Source organism: Modestobacter sp. Leaf380, assembly GCF_001424485.1.
Classification (GTDB): domain Bacteria; phylum Actinomycetota; class Actinomycetes; order Mycobacteriales; family Geodermatophilaceae; genus Klenkia.
This window is the reverse complement of record NZ_LMQC01000001.1, coordinates 65843-83187: the sequence shown is the minus strand read 5'-3', so window position 1 is coordinate 83187 and position 17345 is coordinate 65843. Positions and strand designations below refer to the sequence as shown.

General features: G+C 74.6%; 18 protein-coding genes. 13 read left to right on the top strand and 5 right to left on the bottom strand.

Annotated elements, in window-relative coordinates; all coding sequences use genetic code 11:
• The 9 genes from coaD to smc all read left to right on the top strand — a co-directional run bounded on the left by coaD (position 1) and on the right by smc (position 8154).
• A complete protein-coding gene (gene coaD / locus ASG41_RS00405) occupies positions 1–486 on the top strand; it encodes a pantetheine-phosphate adenylyltransferase (protein ID WP_056288166.1) in 486 nt (161 codons plus the stop codon).
• Entirely contained in the window at positions 483–1172 is a 690-nt protein-coding gene (locus ASG41_RS00400) for a hypothetical protein (RefSeq protein WP_056288163.1), read from the top strand. The genes coaD and ASG41_RS00400 overlap by 4 nt, the downstream gene beginning before the upstream one ends.
• A 165-nt stretch (positions 1173–1337) precedes the next feature.
• A complete protein-coding gene (locus ASG41_RS00395; RefSeq protein WP_056288159.1) occupies positions 1338–1931 on the top strand; it encodes a DUF177 domain-containing protein in 594 nt (197 codons plus the stop codon).
• Between the two features lie 2 nt (positions 1932–1933).
• Positions 1934–2113, top strand: coding sequence for a 50S ribosomal protein L32 (gene rpmF, locus ASG41_RS22720; protein WP_082556430.1), 180 nt, complete (start codon positions 1934–1936; stop codon positions 2111–2113).
• A gap of 29 nt (positions 2114–2142) precedes the next feature.
• Positions 2143–2913: a ribonuclease III gene (gene rnc, locus ASG41_RS00390; protein ID WP_082556429.1), complete on the top strand. Its 771-nt coding sequence runs from the start codon at positions 2143–2145 to the stop codon at positions 2911–2913.
• Positions 2906–3781, top strand: a complete 876-nt coding sequence (mutM, locus tag ASG41_RS00385; protein WP_056288156.1) for a bifunctional DNA-formamidopyrimidine glycosylase/DNA-(apurinic or apyrimidinic site) lyase — start codon at positions 2906–2908, stop codon at positions 3779–3781. Before rnc ends, mutM begins: the two co-directional genes overlap by 8 nt.
• Positions 3778–4047 (top strand): acylphosphatase, encoded by a 270-nt coding sequence (locus tag ASG41_RS00380; protein WP_235564262.1) that lies wholly within the window; start codon positions 3778–3780, stop codon positions 4045–4047. Before mutM ends, ASG41_RS00380 begins: the two co-directional genes overlap by 4 nt.
• Positions 4048–4316: 269 nt before the next feature.
• Positions 4317–4511, top strand: coding sequence for a hypothetical protein (locus tag ASG41_RS00375; protein ID WP_056288152.1), 195 nt, complete (start codon positions 4317–4319; stop codon positions 4509–4511).
• Between the two features lie 79 nt (positions 4512–4590).
• Complete coding sequence (gene smc / locus ASG41_RS00370) at positions 4591–8154, top strand: chromosome segregation protein SMC (RefSeq protein ID WP_056288148.1); 3564 nt, start codon at positions 4591–4593, stop codon at positions 8152–8154.
• Positions 8155–8156: 2 nt separating this feature from the next.
• Here the strand turns inward: smc and ASG41_RS00365 are convergent, their stop codons facing one another.
• The 3 genes from ASG41_RS00365 to ASG41_RS00355 are packed head-to-tail and all read right to left on the bottom strand — an operon-like array spanning position 8157 to position 10152.
• Positions 8157–8516: a hypothetical protein gene (locus tag ASG41_RS00365; RefSeq protein ID WP_056288144.1), complete on the bottom strand. Its 360-nt coding sequence runs from the start codon at positions 8514–8516 to the stop codon at positions 8157–8159.
• A complete protein-coding gene (locus ASG41_RS00360) occupies positions 8513–9391 on the bottom strand; it encodes an alpha/beta hydrolase (RefSeq protein WP_056288140.1) in 879 nt (292 codons plus the stop codon). Before ASG41_RS00360 ends, ASG41_RS00365 begins: the two co-directional genes overlap by 4 nt.
• Positions 9392–9396: 5 nt before the next feature.
• Positions 9397–10152, bottom strand: coding sequence for an endonuclease/exonuclease/phosphatase family protein (locus ASG41_RS00355; RefSeq protein WP_056288137.1), 756 nt, complete (start codon positions 10150–10152; stop codon positions 9397–9399).
• A 97-nt stretch (positions 10153–10249) separates the two neighbouring features.
• Between ASG41_RS00355 and ASG41_RS00350 the strand changes: the two genes are divergently transcribed.
• Entirely contained in the window at positions 10250–11146 is an 897-nt protein-coding gene (locus tag ASG41_RS00350; protein WP_056288134.1) for an NAD(P)-dependent oxidoreductase, read from the top strand.
• A gap of 1 nt (position 11147) precedes the next feature.
• On the opposite strand, the gene ASG41_RS00345 is transcribed toward ASG41_RS00350, so the two are convergent.
• Positions 11148–12821 carry an alkaline phosphatase D family protein gene (locus ASG41_RS00345; protein WP_056289963.1) on the bottom strand — a complete coding sequence of 558 codons (1674 nt, stop codon included), beginning with the start codon at positions 12819–12821 and terminating at the stop codon, positions 11148–11150.
• Positions 12822–12880: 59 nt separating this feature from the next.
• Between ASG41_RS00345 and ftsY the strand changes: the two genes are divergently transcribed.
• The gene (gene ftsY, locus ASG41_RS00340; RefSeq protein WP_056288131.1) at positions 12881–14080 is read left to right on the top strand and encodes a signal recognition particle-docking protein FtsY; all 1200 of its coding nucleotides are present in this window, start codon (positions 12881–12883) and stop codon (positions 14078–14080) included.
• A gap of 45 nt (positions 14081–14125) precedes the next feature.
• Here ftsY and ASG41_RS00335 read toward each other — a convergent pair whose 3' ends face one another.
• Complete coding sequence (locus tag ASG41_RS00335) at positions 14126–15235, bottom strand: HoxN/HupN/NixA family nickel/cobalt transporter (RefSeq protein ID WP_056288128.1); 1110 nt, start codon at positions 15233–15235, stop codon at positions 14126–14128.
• 360 nt (positions 15236–15595) lie between these two features.
• On the opposite strand from ASG41_RS00335, the gene ASG41_RS00330 reads away from it, so the two are divergent.
• Positions 15596–16930: an ammonium transporter gene (locus ASG41_RS00330; protein WP_200938664.1), complete on the top strand. Its 1335-nt coding sequence runs from the start codon at positions 15596–15598 to the stop codon at positions 16928–16930.
• Positions 16930–17268 (top strand): P-II family nitrogen regulator, encoded by a 339-nt coding sequence (locus ASG41_RS00325; RefSeq protein ID WP_056288122.1) that lies wholly within the window; start codon positions 16930–16932, stop codon positions 17266–17268. Before ASG41_RS00330 ends, ASG41_RS00325 begins: the two co-directional genes overlap by 1 nt.
• Positions 17269–17345: the final 77 nt, after the last annotated feature.

The following is a 17345-nucleotide window of genomic DNA, read 5'->3' as shown; positions in this document are numbered from 1 at the left end:
ATGAGACGCGCGGTCTGTCCGGGGTCCTTCGACCCGGTGACCAACGGCCACGTCGACGTCATCAGCAGGTCCGCGGCGCTCTACGACGAGCTGGTCGTGGCCGTGCTGGTCAACCCCGGCAAGGCCGGGCTCTTCGACGTCGAGGAGCGTATGGCGCTGCTGCGCGAGGCCACCGCGCACCTGCCCAACGTCACGGTCGACTCCTTCAGCGGGCTGCTGGTGCAGTGGTGCCAGGCCCACGACGTGCCGGTCATCGTCAAGGGCCTGCGCGCGGTGGGGGACTTCGAGTACGAGCTGCAGATGGCGCAGATGAACCGCGAGCTGGCCGGCATCGAGACCCTCTTCGTGCCGACCGCACCCCAGGTGGGCCACCTGTCCTCCAGCCTGGTCAAGCAGATCGCCGCGTTCGGGGGCGACGTCGCGCACCTGGTCCCGGCGGCGGTCAACGAGCGGCTGGTCGCCAAGCGCGAGGAGGAGACACCGTGACCGAGGTCGTGTACCGGCTCTACGAGGTCGTCGACGAGCTCAGCTCGGTCATCGAGAACGCCCGCAGCGTCCCGATGTCCAGCTCGTGCATGGTCCCGCGGGACCACCTGCTGGACCTGCTCGACGACCTGCGCGAGGGCCTGCCCGACGAGGTCCAGCAGGCCGGGGCCATCGTCGAGCAGCGCACCGAGATCCTGGAGCAGGCCCAGGCCGAGGCCGAGCGCCTCACCGGGCGCACCCGGACCGAGGCCGAGCAGACCGTCGCCACCGCCCGGCGGCAGCGCGACGAGCTGATCGGCACCGCCAAGCGCCAGCGCGACGAGGTCGTCACCCAGGCCCAGGCCCAGGTCGAGGACCTGCTCGCCCGGGCCGAGGCGGAGGCGGAGCGGATCCTGGCCGACGCCGAGCAGCAGGCGGTGCAGCTGGTCGCCGAGGGCCGCGCCCAGCAGGCCGCCCTCGTGACGGCCGGGCAGGCCGAGCACGACCGGCTGGTCAGCGAGACCGACGTCTACCGGGGGGCGGTCGCCCGCTCGGACGCCCTGGGGGAGCAGACCGCGGTCGAGGTGGCCCGGATGCGCGCCGAGGTCGACGAGTACGTCGACAGCCGGCTGGCCGACTTCGGCACCACGCTGGGCCACATGGTCCGCTCGGTCGAGGCGGCACGCAGCCAGCTGCGCCAGCCCTGACACCGCCGGCCGACCGCCGACGGTGGTGACGCGGCCCGGCGTGACCCCGCCCTCGGTGACCCGGCCGGTCCGGCTGGGGTAACCTGGCGACTCCCGGACGAGATGCGCCTGCTCGCATGCGCTGTCCCGCGGAGAACCCCCGACCCCGAGCGACGAAGAACCCTGATGCCTGCTGCCTCCTCGCACCGCCGAGGCGCCGCGCCCTCCGGCCGGCGCCCGGCCGCCGACCCCTGGAAGGTCGACCTCCGTGAGCTCGGCCGCCGGGCCGGGTCCATGCGCGACTGGGAGAAGACGGTCCCGGCCCAGGCCGGCTGGGGCATCGAGATGATCGGCGTGCCCGAGGGCGCCCACGTCGAGCTGCACCTGCGGCTGGAGTCGGTCATGGAGGGCGTGCTCGTCTCCGGCGAGGTCGACGTCCCCGTCACCGGCCAGTGCGCCCGGTGCCTCGAGCCGATCGAGGACACCGTCCACCTGGACGTCCAGGAGCTCTACGCCTACGAGGGCAGCACCACCGAAGCCACCAGCGAGGAGGACGAGGTGCGCCGGATCGACGGCGACTTCCTCGACCTCGCGCCGCTCGTCCGGGACACCGTCGTCCTGACGCTGCCGCTCTCGCCCACCTGCACGCCGGACTGCTCGGGTCTGTGCGTCGACTGCGGACTGCGGCTCGACGACCTCCCGGCGGACCACACGCACGAGGTGCTCGACCCACGTTGGGCCGGGCTCGCCGACCGTTTCACCCCATCGAAGGAGAACTGACCGTGGCTGTCCCGAAGAGGCGTCTGTCGCGCTCGAACACCCGCTCGCGTCGCTCGCAGTGGAAGGCCACGGCCCCCACCCTCGCGCCGTGCCCGAACCGCGCGTGCGGCGAGCTCAAGCCCCCGCACATCGCGTGCCCGACCTGCGGCCAGTACGACGGCCGTCAGGTCATCGCGGTCTGAGCGCAGCAGTCCCCAGCACGACTCCCGACGTGAACGGACCCACTCCACCCGGTGGGGCCGAGCACGCCGACCGGGCCGCCGACTGGCTGCGTGGTGCCCTCGGCACCACGCTGCCCGGCGGCCTGTTGGCGTTGGCCCTGACCCACCGGTCCTACGCCTACGAGAACGGCGGGCTGCCCACCAACGAGCGCCTGGAGTTCCTCGGCGACTCCGTGCTGGGTCTCGTCGTCACCGACGAGCTGTACCGCCGGCACCCCGACCTCCCGGAGGGGCAGCTGGCCAAGCTGCGTGCCTCGGTGGTCAACATGACCTCCCTGGCCGGGGTGTCCCGCCAGCTGGGCGAGGGGGGCATGGGTCCGCACCTGCTGCTGGGCCGTGGGGAGACGACGACCGGTGGCAGCGGCAAGGACTCGATCCTGGCCGACGCCCTGGAGGCACTGATCGGCGCGATCCACCTCGGGCTGGGCCTGGACGCCGCCTCCGAGGTGGTGCACCGGCTCTTCGACCCGCTGCTGTCGGTGGCGGCCACCCGCGGCGCCGGCCTGGACTGGAAGACCAGCCTGCAGGAACTGGGCGCCGCCCGCGGGCTGGGCGCCCCGGTCTACGCCGTCGAGGACGACGGCCCCGACCACGCCAAGACCTTCACCGCTGCGGTGCTGCTGGCCGACGTCGTGCACGGCCGGGGCACCGGCCGGACCAAGAAGGCCGCCGAGCAGATGGCCGCCGAGGACGCCTGGCGGGCACTGTCGGGCACCACCGACGGCAGCGACGGCCCGGCGATGGGCAGCGTGCGTGCCTGAGCTGCCCGAGGTCGAGGTGGTCCGCCGCGGCCTGGAGCGCTGGGTCGCCGGGCGCACGGTGGCCACCGTCGAGGTGCACCACCCCCGGGCGGTCCGCCGGCACCTGGAGGGTGTGGACGACTTCACCGCCGCCCTCACCGGGGCGACCTTCACCGCCGCCCACCGGCGGGGGAAGTACCTCTGGCTGCCGCTGGCCCGCGAGGGCGTCCCGGCGGGCGCGGCGATGGTCGGGCACCTGGGCATGAGCGGTCAGCTGCTGGTCGAGAAGCCCGAGGAGCCCACCGAGAAGCACCTGCGGGCCCGCTTCACCTTCACCGACGGCGGCCGCGAACTGCGCTTCGTCGACCAGCGCACCTTCGGCGGCCTGGCCGTGGAGGAGACGCCGGACCCGGACACGGTGCCGACCCGGCTGGCGCACATCGCGATCGACCCGCTCGAGGACGACTTCGACGCCGAGGCCTTCACCGCCGCCCTGCGCCGGCGCAGGACCGAGGTCAAGCGGGCGCTGCTGGACCAGACGCTCATCGGGGGCGTCGGCAACATCTACGCCGACGAGTCGCTGTGGCGGGCCCGGCTGCACGGGGCCCGGCCCACCGACAAGCTCACCCGGGGCCAGGTCGCCGACCTGCTGGAGGGCGTCCGGGACGTGCTGACCCAGTCCCTGGCGCAGGGCGGCACCTCCTTCGACTCCCTCTACGTCGACGTCAACGGCCAGAGCGGCTACTTCTCCCGCTCCCTGGCCGTCTACGGCCAGCTCGACCGCCCCTGCCCGCGGTGCGGCACCCCAATCCGCCGGGAGCACTTCATGAACCGGTCCAGCTACAGCTGCCCGGTCTGCCAGCCCCGACCGCGCGCCCGCCGCTCGTGACCTCGCGGGTGCGGGCCCTGGTGTCCGGGGACGTGCAGGGGGTCGGCTACCGCTGGTTCGTGCGCGGGCTGGCCGCCGAGCTCGGACTCGCCGGGTCGGCGACCAACCTGCCCGACGGTCGCGTCGAGGTGGTCCTGGAGGGCCCGGACGACGCCGTCGCCGCAGCCGTCACGGCGCTGACCGGGCCGGGAGCACCCGGCGCCCCACGGGACGTGGACCAGCAGACCGAGGCCCCGCGCGGGGACGCCGACTTCCGCACCGGCTGAGCCACGGCGGGCACACGACGGGCGCACAGCGGGCACAGCCCGGGCACGGGGCGGGCACGGGACGGGCACACGGCGGTGACGCCCGGGTGACGAAGGCGACACCACCCCGACACGTCAGCGCCTCCGGGGAGCCGTTGACCGGTGGCCCAGGGGCTGTCACCCTGGGCCCACCAGCCCACGCTGCCTGCCTCGCACGGCCCCGGGTCTCCCCGGCGCTGTCGACCCGAGGTCGCCGCGGGCCCCGCCGTACGGAAAGAAGCTGCTGCGCCATGGCCAAGGCCCTGTTCGGTCACGTCGTCGCCCCGCGCGACCTGCGGATCGCCGAGGAGATCGCCTCGCTCCGCTCCCGGGTCGCCCGGCTGGAGTCCGAGAACGCGACGCTGCGCGCCGAGCGCGATGCGGTCATCGCCCGCGAGCTGCTGTCCATGGCCGGCGCCGACGCGGAGCCCGCGCTCGCCCGCTGAGAGGCAGCACCCCGCACGCCACGCTCCGCGGGCGGTGCGAGGGGGAGGTCCCGGCGCTCCCGGTCGCTAGCCTGACCCCGTGTACCTGTCGGCCCTGACGCTGAAGGGCTTCAAGTCCTTCGCGTCGCCGACGACGCTGCGCCTGGAGCCGGGCATCACCGCCGTCGTCGGGCCCAACGGCTCGGGCAAGTCCAACGTCGTCGACGCGATCGCCTGGGTGCTCGGCGAGCAGGGCGCGAAGAGCCTGCGCGGCGGCAAGATGGAGGACGTCATCTTCGCCGGCACCGCCGGCCGCGCGGCTCTGGGCCGTGCCGAGGTGACGCTCACGATCGACAACGCCGACGGTGCCCTGCCGATCGCCTACACCGAGGTCTCGATCACGCGGCGGATGTACCGGTCCGGGGAGAGCGAGTACGAGATCAACGGCGACAAGGTGCGCCTGCTCGACGTCCAGGAGCTGCTCAGCGACTCCGGCATCGGCCGGGAGATGCACGTGATCGTCGGGCAGGGGCAGCTCGACGCCGTGCTGTCGGGCCGGCCCGAGGACCGGCGCGGCTTCATCGAGGAGGCAGCCGGCGTCCTCAAGCACCGCAAGCGCAAGGAGAAGGCGCTCCGCAAGCTCGACGCGATGCAGGCCAACCTGGACCGGCTGGCCGACCTGACCACCGAGCTGCGCCGCCAGCTCAAGCCGCTGGGCCGTCAGGCCGAGGTCGCCCGCCGGGCCGCGGGTGTCCAGGCCGACCTGCGGGACGCCCGGTTGCGGCTGCTCGCCGACGACCTGGTGGCGTTGCGCACCGCGCTGGACGCCGACGTCGCCGACGAGACCGCGGCCCGGGAGCAGCGCGCGCGGGTCGAGGTCGACCTCGCTGCCGCGACCGCCCAGCAGACCGACCTGGAGACGGCGCTGGCCTCCGACGCACCGGCCCTGGCCGCCGCGCAGGACACCTGGTTCCGACTGTCGACGCTGGGGGAGCGGTTCCGGGGCACGGCGCAGCTGGCGGCCGAGCGGCACCGGCACCTGTCCGCCCCGGTGGCCGCCCCCTCGGGCCGGGACCCCGATGCCCTGGACGCCGAGGCGACCCGGGTCGAGGCCACCGAGGCCGAGCTGGCCACCCAGCTGGCGGTGGAGCAGAGCCGGCTGGACGCCGCCGTCGCTGCCCGCACCGCCCTGGACGCCGCGCTCACCGCCGCCGAGCGGGAGCTGGTCGCCGCCGCCCGTGCGCTGGCCGACCGGCGCGAGGGCCTGGCCCGGCTCTGCGGCCAGGTCGCTGCCGCACGGTCCCGGGTCGCCGCGGGGGAGGCCGAGGTGGAGCGGCTGGGGACCGCGGCCCGGGAGGCCACCGCCCGGGCCGACGCGGCCGGCGACCGGCTGGCTGCCCACGAGCAGCCCGACGACGACGGGGACTCCTCGCCGCTGGCCGCCGCGCACGACCGTGCCCTGGCCGCGCAGACCGCCGCCGCCCGGGTGGTGGCCGAGCTCGCCGACGCCGAGCGCACCGCCGAGCGGGAGCGCGGGGCCGCCCAGGCGCACCGCGACGCCGTCGCCCTGGGTCTGGCCCCCGCCGACGGAGCGGCCGCGGTGCTCGCCGGCGCCGCGGCTGGTGTCCTGGGCGGGGTCACCGGCCCGCTCGCCGAGCGGCTGGCCGTGCACGCGGGGGACGAGGTCGCCGTCGCGGCGGCGCTGGGCGGCCTCGCGGAGGCGGTCGTCGTCACCAGCCCCCGGGCAGCGGCGGACGCGCTGGAGCACCTGGCCGCCGAGGCCGCGGGGCGGGTCGGTGTGCTGGTCTCCGGTGCCCCCGCCGTCGGTGACCGGGCCGACTGGCCGGCCCTGCCGGCCGGGGCCCGGTGGGCGGTCGACCTCGTCGACGCCCCCGCCGACCTCGCGGCCGCCGTGCAGCGGGCCCTGGACCGGGTGGCCGTGGTCGCCGACCTGGCCGCCGCCGTCTCGCTGGTCACGGAGCACCCCGCCGTCCGAGCGGTCACCGTCACCGGTGACGTGCTGGGCAGCGACCGGGCCGTGGGCGGGCAGCCCGACGCGCCCTCGGGACTGGAGGTCCGGGCCCGGGTCGACGCGGCGGACGGCGCGCTGGCGACGGCGACCGCCCGCGCCGCAGAGCTCGCCACCGAGCTCGCCCGCGCCCGGGACGCCCACCGGGTCGCTGTCGCCGACGCCGAGGCCGCGGCCCGGGCCCGGCGCGAGGCGGAGAAGGAGCAGGCCGCCCGGGGACGCGAGCTGGCGGCGCTCGCCGCGGACGCCCGCTCGGCGACCGCCGAGGCCGACCGCGCCGACGCCGCCCGGGTGCGCGCCGAGCAGGGGCTGGAGCAGGCTGCCCTCGCGCTGTCCGGACTGGCCGACCGGCTCGCGGCCGCGGAGGCCGCCCCGGTCGAGGACGAGCCGTCCCCGGCCGAGCGGGACCGGCTGCGGGCCGAGCTGGCCGCCGTGCGCACGACGGAGACCGAGGCCCGTCTCGGCGTCCGGACGGCGGAGGAGCGGGCCCGGTCGCTGCACGGCCGGGCCGAGGCGCTGCGCCGGCAGGCCCGTCAGGAACGGGCCGCCCGCGAGCGCGCCGAGGTGGCCCGCCGGGCGCGGGCCCGGGGCGCAGCGACCGCGGAGGAGGTGCGGTCGGCCGCGGAGGACGCGTCGGTCCTGCTGGCCGGTTCGCTGCAGCGCGCGGCGGGGGAGCGGGACGTGCTGGCGGCGGCCCGGACCGGCCGGGAGGCACAGCTGCTCGTCGTCCGGACGAGGGTGCGCGAGCACACCGCCGAGCTGGACCGGCTCACCGACGAGGTGCACCGCGACGAGGTCGCCCGGGCGCAGCAGCGGCTGCGCATCGAGGCACTGGAGGCCCGCGCGGTCCAGGAGCACGGCATCGAGCTGGAGGTGCTGGTCGCCGAGTACGGGCCGCAGGCGCCGGTGCCCCCGACCCCGCCGCAGCTGGCGGCGGCGCGGGCGGCGGGGGACGCCGAGCCCGAGCCGGTGCCCTACGTGCGGGTCGAGCAGGAGCACCGGGCGGCGCGCGCGGAGAAGGACCTCGCCGCGCTGGGCCGGGTGAACCCGCTGGCGTTGGAGGAGTTCGCCGCCCTGGAGGAGCGCAGCACGTTCCTGGCCACCCAGCTGGAGGACCTGCGGGCCACCCGGCGGGACCTGCTGACGGTCGTGCGGGAGGTGGACGACCGGATCCACGAGGTGTTCGCCAGCGCGTTCGCCGACACCGCCCGGGAGTTCGAGCAGGTCTTCCAGACCCTCTTCCCGGGCGGGGAGGGCCGGATCACCCTCACCGACCCCGACGACCTGCTGACCACCGGTGTGGAGATCGAGGCCCGGCCGCCGGGCAAGAAGGTCAAGCGGCTGTCGCTGCTGTCCGGCGGGGAGCGGTCGCTCACCGCCGTCGCGCTGCTGGTGGCGATCTTCCGGGCCCGGCCCTCGCCGTTCTACGTGCTCGACGAGGTCGAGGCCGCCCTGGACGACGTCAACCTGGGCCGGCTGCTGACCCTGGTGGAGCAGCTGCGCGACACCTCGCAGCTCATCGTCATCACCCACCAGAAGCGGACGATGGAGATCGCCGACGCCCTCTACGGCGTCTCCATGCGCGGGGACGGCATCACCGGGGTGATCAGCCAGCGGCTGCGCCCCGCCGGCTGAGGTCAGTGCAGTCCGGTCAGCTCCAGGACGTCGGCGGGGTCGACCCGGTGGCCCTCGCCGTGCTCGGGGTCGACGACCTCGAGCTCCGCGAGACGGCCCGACAGCACGTGCAGCACGACGTCGACCTGTCCGCCCTCCGCCCGCACCCCGGTCGCGCCCAGCGCGCGGTGGGAGGGTGGTTCGAGCGGGCTCTCGGTGGTCAGCCGGATCGAGGCGCACCCGCAGGCGCAGGCGCCCGTGACCCGACAGCCGGGGACCTGGTCGCCCAGCCCGGCGGCCTGCGCCAGCTCGGTCACCAGCCGTCGTTCGTCGGCCGTCAGCTCGCGGGGGCCGGCCGGGAGGTCGACGTGGACGTCGGTCACCGGATCAGCGCCGCCCGCAGCGCCGCGACCTGGGCCGCGGTGAAGTCCCGGGACACCGGAGCGGAGCGCTGGATCGCGTCGAACCCGTGGTACGCCCCGGGCACCTCGACCAGCTGCACGTCGACGCCGGCCGCGCGCAGCCGGCGGGCGTACGTGACGTCCTCGTCGTGGAACAGGTCGTTGGTCCCGACGCCCACCCAGGCCGGGGGCAGGCCGGCCAGGTCCTCCGCGCGGGCCGGCGCCGCGGTCGCGGGCACATCGGCCCGGCCGGCCAGGTAGGCGGCCCAGCCGAACCGGTTGGAGCCCGGGCTCCACACCCGGACCGAGGAGACGTCGAGGTCGGTGCGGGTCGTCGTCCGGTCGTCGAGCATCGGGTAGACCAGCAGCTGGAACGCCAGGTCGACGCCCCGCTCGCGGGCCAGCAGCGCCGTCCCGGCGGCCAGGTTGCCCCCGGCGCTGGCGCCGCCCACGGCGACCCGGGTGGCGTCGACGTCGCTGCGGCCGACCAGCCAGGTGAGCGCGGTCCAGCAGTCCTCGAGCGGCACCGGGTAGGGGTGCTCGGGGGCCAGCCGGTACTCCACCGCGGCGACCAGCACGCCCAGCTCCTCACTGACCCGGCGGCAGAACGCGTCGTCCATCGCCGCCGAGCCGAGCACGAGCCCGCCCCCGTGCACCCAGAGCAGCGCAGGGAACGGACCGGGCCCGGCGGGCCGGAACAGCCGGACCGTGACGTCGGCCGACACCGGGACGACGGGCACCCGGCCGTCGGGCCGGGCCAGCCGGCCCAGCGTGCGGACCACCCGCAGCGAACGCGGACCCAGCGACACCTGCGGGAGCCGGCGGGCGTCGGCCAGGTCGGGGTGGAACGGGGGCATCGCGGTCAGCCGATCTCGAGGTCGATCTGGAGGGGGTGGTGGTCCGAGCAGGCCGAGCCGTCCAGGACCGCGGCGCTGCGCACCCGGACCTCGGGGGAGACCCACACCTGGTCGATCCGCACCCGGGGACGTCGGGCCGGGTGGGTGAGCCCCTGCTCCCGCTTCCACAGCTGCCAGCGGCGGGCCTGGTCGGCCCGAGCGCCGGCGGCCTGCCAGCCGTCCCGCAGCCGCGCCCGCAGCGGGGCCAGCTCGGCGGCGGCCGGCCCGCAGTTGAGGTCCCCGACGACGACCGCGGCCCCGGCGTCGGGCAGCAGCCCGGCCAGCGCCTGGGCCTGGGCGGCCCGGGCGCGCGCGGACTGGCTGGACAGGTGCGTGGTGACGACGGTGACGGCGGTGCCCCCGATGCCCAACAGCACCCGGACGGCGCCCCGCGGCTCGCCGTCCCCGGGCAGCGGTGTCACGTGGTCGTCGAGCACCGGCAGACGGGTGAGCAGCGCGTTGCCGTACTGCCGGTCGGGTGCGCCCGCGGTCCGCTTGCTGATCGCCGAGCCCCAGACGAGCTCGCGGTCCAGCGCCCGGGCCAGCAGCTCGGCCTGGTCGACGCCCTCGCTGCGCTCCCCGAAGTGCCGGTCGACCTCCTGCAGGCACACCACGTCGGCATCGGTGCGCTGCAGCAGCTCGGCCACCCGCACCAGGTCGTGCCGGCCGTCGTCCCCGACGCCGTGGTGGGTGTTGAAGGTGACCAGCCGCAGCGCGGTCACCGGCGGACGCCGTGGGCTGCGGAGGGGTGGCGCACGACGCCCACCCTGCCATCCCGCGTCGGTCGCAGCCGCCCGGGCGGTGGGGTTGCATGGGGGCATGCGCATCTTCTTCACCGGTGGCTCCGGCAAGGCCGGCCACCACGTCGCGCCCTTCCTGGCCGACCAGGGCCACCAGGTCACCAACGCCGACCTCACCCCGCTGCGGCACGAGGGCATCGCCGACCTGCGGGTGGACCTGACCGACCTGGGCCAGACGTGGTCGGCGATGGCCGGTGCGGCCCGGGCGTCCGAGCTCGACCTGCCCGCGGTGCCGGCCTACGACGCGGTGGTGCACTTCGCCGCGGTGCCGGCGATCCTGCTGACCGCCGACGCGACGACGTACGCGACCAACGTGCTGAGCACCTACAACGTGCTGGAGGCGGCCACCCGGCTGGGCATCCGGAAGGTCGTCTTCGCCTCCTCGGAGACCACCTACGGCATCTGCTTCGCCCAGGGGGAGCGCCGTCCGCAGTACCTGCCCGTGGACGAGGAGCACCCGACGGTGCCCGAGGACTCCTACGCGATGAGCAAGGTCGCCGGTGAGGTGACGGCGCGGTCCTTCCACGCCCGGACCGGGGCCGACGTGTACGGCCTGCGGATCAACAACGTCATCGAGCCGCACGAGTACGAGCAGCTCTTCCCGGCGTTCCTGGCCGACCCGGCCCTGCGCCGCCGCAACGTGTTCGCCTACATCGACACCCGCGACCTCGGGCAGGCCGTGCAGCGGTGCCTGGAGACCGACGGGCTGGGCTACGAGGTCTTCAACGTGGCCAACGCCGACTCCTCGGTGGCTGCCACCACAGACGAGGTCCGGGAGCAGTTCTACGACGGCGTGGAGCTGCGGCGTCCGATGGGGCCGCACGAGACGTTCTACTCGATCGACAAGGCCCGCCGGCTGCTGGGCTTCGACCCGCAGCACTCATGGCGGGACGTGCTGGCCGACCCACAGGGCTGACTCAGGACAGCTCGGTGTCCAGCACCCGGGTGAACTGCGGGGTGCCGTCGTCGGCCCGGCTGGTGGCCCACAGCCGGAAGCGGGCGTCGGCGCCCTCGAGCACCAGCTCACCGAGCTCGTTGCCGAAGAACGGCCCGGCCTGCTTCTCCCAGACCAGTCCCGTGCGGGGGACCCGGGCGACCCGGGTGAGGGCGCCGGTCACGGCCCGGGCCCACCGGCTCCAGCCGACCCGGAAGCCGATCTCGATGGCGTGCGGGGCCTTGTTGTGCAGCGGGGAGACCGTCAGCTGGTGCACCCGGCTGGTCAGGTCGCCCGGGTGCACCAGTTCCGCCGCGTAGGCGTGGTGCACGTCCCCGGACAGCACCATCACCGTCGCCGGGGCGGGGCCGGCCTCTCCCCGGGCGATGGACACCAGGGCGGCGCCCAGCCGCTCGAAGGACCGGCCGAAGGCGGCCCAGTGCTCCAGGTCCGCGCCCTGCCGCACCGCCTCCGCCAGCCGGCCCAGCGGCCGGCGGTGGTGGCGCACGTTGAGCGTCTCGTTCCACCGCTCGATGTCGTGGATCGCGTGCGGCAGCAGCCAGGGCAGCGACGTCCCGACCAGGACGTGGGAGACGCCGTCGGCGACGGCCTCGCCCAGGGCGTCCTCGACCCAGGTGAACTCGGTGTCGTCGAGGATCTGCCGGTCGGCCTCCTCCAGCACCCGGCCTGCGCGGCTGTCGACCATCACCAGCCGGACGTGGTCCCAGTGCCGGACGTAGCTCCAGCGGAAGGCCTGTGGGTCCCCGTCGGCTCCCTCGGCCATCGCGGTGAGCATCGGCTCGGCGTCCACCGAGGAGGCACCGTCGCTCTGCATGGCCGCCCAGGTGGGGTTGTCGGCCAGCTCGGCGGGGGACAGGTTGCCCAGGTGCTGGTAGACGAAGTAGCTGGTCAGGCCACCGGTGATCCGGGTCCGCCACCACGGCTGCCCGACGGTGTCCGCGCGCCAGGCCGCCGAGGTGTTCCAGTCGTCGATCATCTCGTGGTCGTCGAAGATCATCGAGGACGGGATGGTCGACAGCAGCCAGCGCACCTCCGGGTCGCCCCAGGACTCGCGGTAGAGCCGGGTGTACTCCTCGTAGTCCGCGGCCTGTACGCCCGGCGGCTGCGACAGGTCGCGGCGGGTGGCCATCCAGGCCTGGGTCGCCGGCGTCGTCTCGTCGGCGTAGACCTGGTCGCCCAGCAGCACCAGCGCGTCGGGCCACTCCTGCTGCGGGGTGTCCGCCAGCTGCACCGCGTAGGAGTCCAGCGCGTCCGGGGCGATCCCGTCCCGCACGTCGACCGCCGAGGGCGTCGCGTACCGGCAGGACCCGAAGGCGATCCGGAAGGGCCCGGGACCGCCGGGGGTGCGGATCCGGCTGGGCGGGAACGACGTGTGCCGGGGCGGCCACACCCGGGCGCCGTCCAGGTGGACCTCGTAGGGCGTGACGCTGCCCGGCTCCAGACCGGTGATCACCACCAGGGCGTAGTGGTGCCCGCCCACGCAGAAGGTCCGCGCCGAGGCGTCCAGCACCCGCACGGTGCACGGCCCGTCGGTCTCCACCCACACCGTCGCCGACACCGGGTCGACGTGGCGCAGCAGCGGACCCAGGACGAGGGACGGGGCGGAGGAGGAGCTGGCGCTGGGGCTGGGCGGCACGTCCTCAGGGTCCCGCACCGCCCCAGGTGCCGCCCAGCCGGAGCTGGGAGACTCCTGTCATGGAGTTCATCGTCATCGCCGTGGCGATCGTGGTCGTCGCGCTGCTCGCCGGCGTCGGCCTGCTGGTCAGCCGCGGCCGCCGCACCGTCCGTCTGGACGACGACGCCGCCCGGGGCACCACGCTCACCCGGCCGGCCCCCGGCACGGGCGCGACCGCCTCGACCAGTGCCCCGCCCGCACCGCCCTCGACCGGCCCGCCCGTCGACGTCGACCCGGCCACCCCGGTGGAGCTCCCGCCGGCCGAGCCCGAGCCCGGGCTGGTCTTCGAGACGCCGTTGCCCTCCGCCGGGCGCCTGGTCCGGCTCCGGTCCCGGCTGGCCCGCTCGCAGTCCTCGCTGGGACGCGGCCTGCTGACCGTGCTGGCCCGCGAGCGGCTGACCGAGGAGGACTGGGAGGAGGTCGAGGAGACCCTGCTGGCCGCCGACGTCGGCGTCGCCGCCACCACCCAGATCGTGGACCGGCTGCGCACCCAGTCGATGGTGCTGGCCACCGGGGACCCCGGCGCGCTGCGCGAGCTGCTGGTCCGCGAGCTGGTCGGGGTGCTGGGCCCGGACATGGACCGCACGCTGGCCACCGACGCCGAGCTGGACCGCCCGGCCGTCGTCCTGGTCGTCGGGGTCAACGGCGCCGGCAAGACCACCACCTGCGGCAAGATCGCCCGGGTCCTGGTGGGCGACGGTCGCAGCGTGCTGCTGGGCGCGGCCGACACCTTCCGCGCCGCCGCCGCCGACCAGCTGGAGACCTGGGGCGAGCGCGTCGGCGTCGTCACCGTCCGGGGCCGGGAGGGCGGGGACCCCGCCTCGGTGGCCTTCGAGGCGGTCAAGGCCGGTCGGGAGGCCGACGTGGACGCCGTGCTGGTGGACACCGCCGGGCGGCTGCACACCAAGAGCGGTCTGATGGACGAGCTGGGCAAGGTCAAGCGCGTCGTGGAGAAGCAGAGCCCGGTCGACGAGGTGCTGCTGGTGCTGGACGCCACCACCGGGCAGAACGGGATCGTGCAGGCCCGGGTCTTCACCGAGGCCGTGACGGTCACCGGCATCGTGCTCACCAAGCTCGACGGCACCGCCAAGGGCGGCATCGTGGTCTCGGTCCAGCGCGAGCTGGGCATCCCGGTGAAGCTGATCGGGCTCGGCGAGGGGGCCGACGACCTGGCGCCCTTCGAGCCGCGGGCGTTCGCCGAGGCACTGGTCGGCGCCTGAACGCCTGGGCCTGGGCCCCCGCGCCCGAGCCTCCGCCCCGCGCCCTCAGTGGTGCGGGGCGGCCTCGGGCTGCCAGCGTTCCTCGATGCGGCCGTAGCGCCAGACCGCCAGCGCCAGACCCCAGGTGACGACGAACAGCCCGACGATCGCGAAGCCGACGTAGTCCAGGTCCAGCGAGGCGATCCAGGCCAGCGGGCCGCTGTCGATGCCCAGCCGCTCGACCAGCAGGCCGATCAGCACCATCGTGCCGACGACGAGCGCGACGACCACCGACAGCACCGTGACGGTCAGGTTGTAGAACACCTTGCGGACCGGCTTGACCAGGGCCCAGCCGTAGGCGCGGGTCATCAGGATGCCGTCGGCGGTGTCGAACAGGCTCATCCCGGCCATGAAGAGCACCGGCAGGACGACGATCGCGTACCAGGGCAGCACGAACGCCGCGGAGCCGGCGATGAGCACCAGCAGCCCGACCTGGGTCGCGGTGTCGAAGCCCAGGCCCATCAGCAGGCCCACCGGGTAGAGGTGCCAGGGCTTGCTGACCCGGCGGGTGACCCGGTTGAGCAGTCGGGCCAGGAACCCGCGGTTGTGCAGGTGGTGCTCCAGCTGGGCCTCGTCGAGCTCGCCGGACCGCATGCCGCGGAAGACCTTCGCGATGCCGACGACGGAGGCCAGGTTCATCAGGCCGATCAGCAGCAGGAAGCCCCCGGCGACCAGGGTGCCGATGAGCCCCAGGGTCTGCGCGGTGCTCGAGTCGCCGTCCTGGATGACGCCGGCGACGGACTGCACGCCGACCGCGAGCAGCACGCTGGCCACCAGCACCACCGAGGAGTGGCCCAGGGAGAACCAGAACCCGGTGCCGACGGCGGAGCGTCCCTCGCCGACGAGCTTGCGGGTGGTGTTGTCGATCGTGGCGATGTGGTCGGCGTCGAAGGCGTGCCGCACGCCGAGCAGGTAGGCGGTCAGGCCCACGCCGACCCCGAGGACCCCGGCGCTGCCCAGGTCCAGCCGCTGCGGGGCGACCCCGAGGACGAGCACTCCCCAGCCGACCACGTGCAGGACCACGACGACGGCGGTCATGGCCGCGATCCGGCGGCGGTCGGGGCGGGTGAACCCCGCGCGCCCGTCGGCGGCGGTGGTCGGTGCGGTGAGCGTCACGGGCGGACCTTATTGCACTCCTCTGGCACCTGCACAGCGTTCGCAAGAAGGACCCGGACCGCACAGGGAGGGGTGGCGATCGACACACCGACGGCGCCGGTCGGGCCCACGCAACACGTCCGGAACACGGGGGGACGACACGCGCGGACGTGTTCACGGTCCCGAAACACGTCCAGGACCCCGTCGGAAACACGGTCTGGGCACGGTGTCCCCACACCAGCACCGCACCACCGCACACCACCGCACACCACCGCGCAGCCCGATCGCGCAGCTCTGCCGGGCCTGCGCCCGGCACCCCGCCCCCGCCCTCCCGGGCCCCCGATGCGGCCGATGGCCGACGACCGATGTCAGGAGGTTGCCGTGGTCAACACCGGCGACACCGCCTGGATCCTCACCAGCGCAGCTCTCGTGCTGCTGATGACGCCAGGTCTCGCGCTCTTCTACGGCGGCATGGTCCGCGCGAAGAGCGTCCTCAACATGATGATGATGAGCTTCGGAGCGGCTGCGCTGATCAGCGTGCTCTGGGTGCTCTACGGCTACTCCATCGCCTTCGGCAACGACGTCGGCGCCGGGCTGCTCGGTGACCCGACGGAGTTCTTCGGCCTCAAGGGCCTGATGGAGGACCTCACCGCCGAGGGCGGGCTGCCGGTCATGGCGTTCGTCGGCTTCCAGGCCGTCTTCGCGATCATCACCGTCGCGCTGATCTCCGGTGCCATCGCCGACCGGGCCAAGTTCGGCGCCTGGATGGTCTTCGCCGGCGTCTGGGCCACGATCGTCTACTTCCCGATCGCCCACTGGGTCTTCGACTTCACCCTCACCGACGACGACGGCACCGTCACCCACGTCGGTGGCTGGATCGCAAACACCCTGAAGGCGGTCGACTTCGCCGGTGGCACCGCGGTGCACATCAACGCCGGTGCCGCGGGCCTGGCCCTGGCCCTGGTCCTCGGCAAGCGCCGCGGCTTCGGCCGCGAGGCCATGCGCCCGCACAACCTGCCGCTGGTCATGATCGGTGCCGGGCTGCTGTGGTTCGGCTGGTTCGGCTTCAACGCCGGCTCCGCCCTGGCCGCCAACAACACCGCCGCGGTGGTCTGGGTCAACACCCTGGTCGCCACCGGCGCCGCCGTGCTGGGCTGGCTGCTGACGGAGAAGCTCCGCGACGGCCACTCGACCTCCCTGGGTGGCGCCTCCGGCGTCGTCGCCGGCCTGGTCGCGATCACCCCCGCCTGCTCCGCCGTCTCCCCGGTCGGCGCGATCATCATCGGCGTCCTGGCCGGTGTGCTCTGCGCCCTGGCCGTGGGCCTGAAGTACCGCTTCGGCTACGACGACTCCCTCGACGTCGTCGGCGTCCACCTCGTCGGTGGCCTCTGGGGCACCATCGCCATCGGCTTCCTGGCCGACCCCGACGCCCCCGCCGGCGTGGAGAGCCTCTTCTTCGGCGGTAGCGTGGACCAGCTGTGGCGCCAGGTCGTCGGCGCCGTCGCCGTCCTGGTCGTCTCCTTCGTCCTCACCTACGTGATCGGGCTGGTCATCGAGAAGACGATGGGCTTCCGCATCACCGAGGAGGACGAGGTCGCCGGGATCGACAACGTCGTGCACGCCGAGTCCGGCTACGACTTCACCAGCCTGAGCGGCGGGAGCGGCTCCGCGCTGCACCAGGCCACGACGGCCAAGACCGTGGAGGGTTCCCACTGATGAAGCTGGTCACCGCGATCGTCAAGCCGTTCAAGCTCGACGACGTCAAGAACGCCCTGGAGCTCATCGGCATCGCCGGCCTCACGGTCAGCGAGGTCCAGGGCTTCGGCCGCCAGCGCGGCCACACCGAGGTCTACCGCGGTGCGGAGTACCAGGTGGACTTCGTCCCCAAGGTGCGCATCGAGGTCGTCGTCAGCGAGACCGACGCCGCCCGCGTGGTCGACGCCGTCGTTGAGTCCGCCTCCACCGGTCAGATCGGTGACGGCAAGGTCTGGGTGACGACGATCGACGAGATCGTCCGGGTCCGCACCGGCGAGCGCGGGGCCGACGCCCTGTAGTCGCTCAGCCCGTCGACGTCGGCCGGGGTGGTGGGTCTCCCACCGCCCCGGCCGACGCCGTTCCACCCACCGCGACG

What these genes read in the sequence shown, in the direction of transcription:
- coaD (WP_056288166.1), top strand. Translation starts at nt 1, where the DNA reads ATGAGACGCGCGGTCTGTCCGGGGTCCTTCGACCCGGTGACCAACGGC.
- ASG41_RS00395 (WP_056288159.1), top strand. Translation starts at nt 1,338, where the DNA reads ATGCCTGCTGCCTCCTCGCACCGCCGAGGCGCCGCGCCCTCCGGCCGG.
- ASG41_RS00375 (WP_056288152.1), top strand. Translation starts at nt 4,317, where the DNA reads ATGGCCAAGGCCCTGTTCGGTCACGTCGTCGCCCCGCGCGACCTGCGG.
- ASG41_RS00360 (WP_056288140.1), bottom strand. Translation starts at nt 9,391, where the DNA reads ATGCCCCCGTTCCACCCCGACCTGGCCGACGCCCGCCGGCTCCCGCAG.
- ASG41_RS00350 (WP_056288134.1), top strand. Translation starts at nt 10,250, where the DNA reads ATGCGCATCTTCTTCACCGGTGGCTCCGGCAAGGCCGGCCACCACGTC.
- ftsY (WP_056288131.1), top strand. Translation starts at nt 12,881, where the DNA reads ATGGAGTTCATCGTCATCGCCGTGGCGATCGTGGTCGTCGCGCTGCTC.
- ASG41_RS00325 (WP_056288122.1), top strand. Translation starts at nt 16,930, where the DNA reads ATGAAGCTGGTCACCGCGATCGTCAAGCCGTTCAAGCTCGACGACGTC.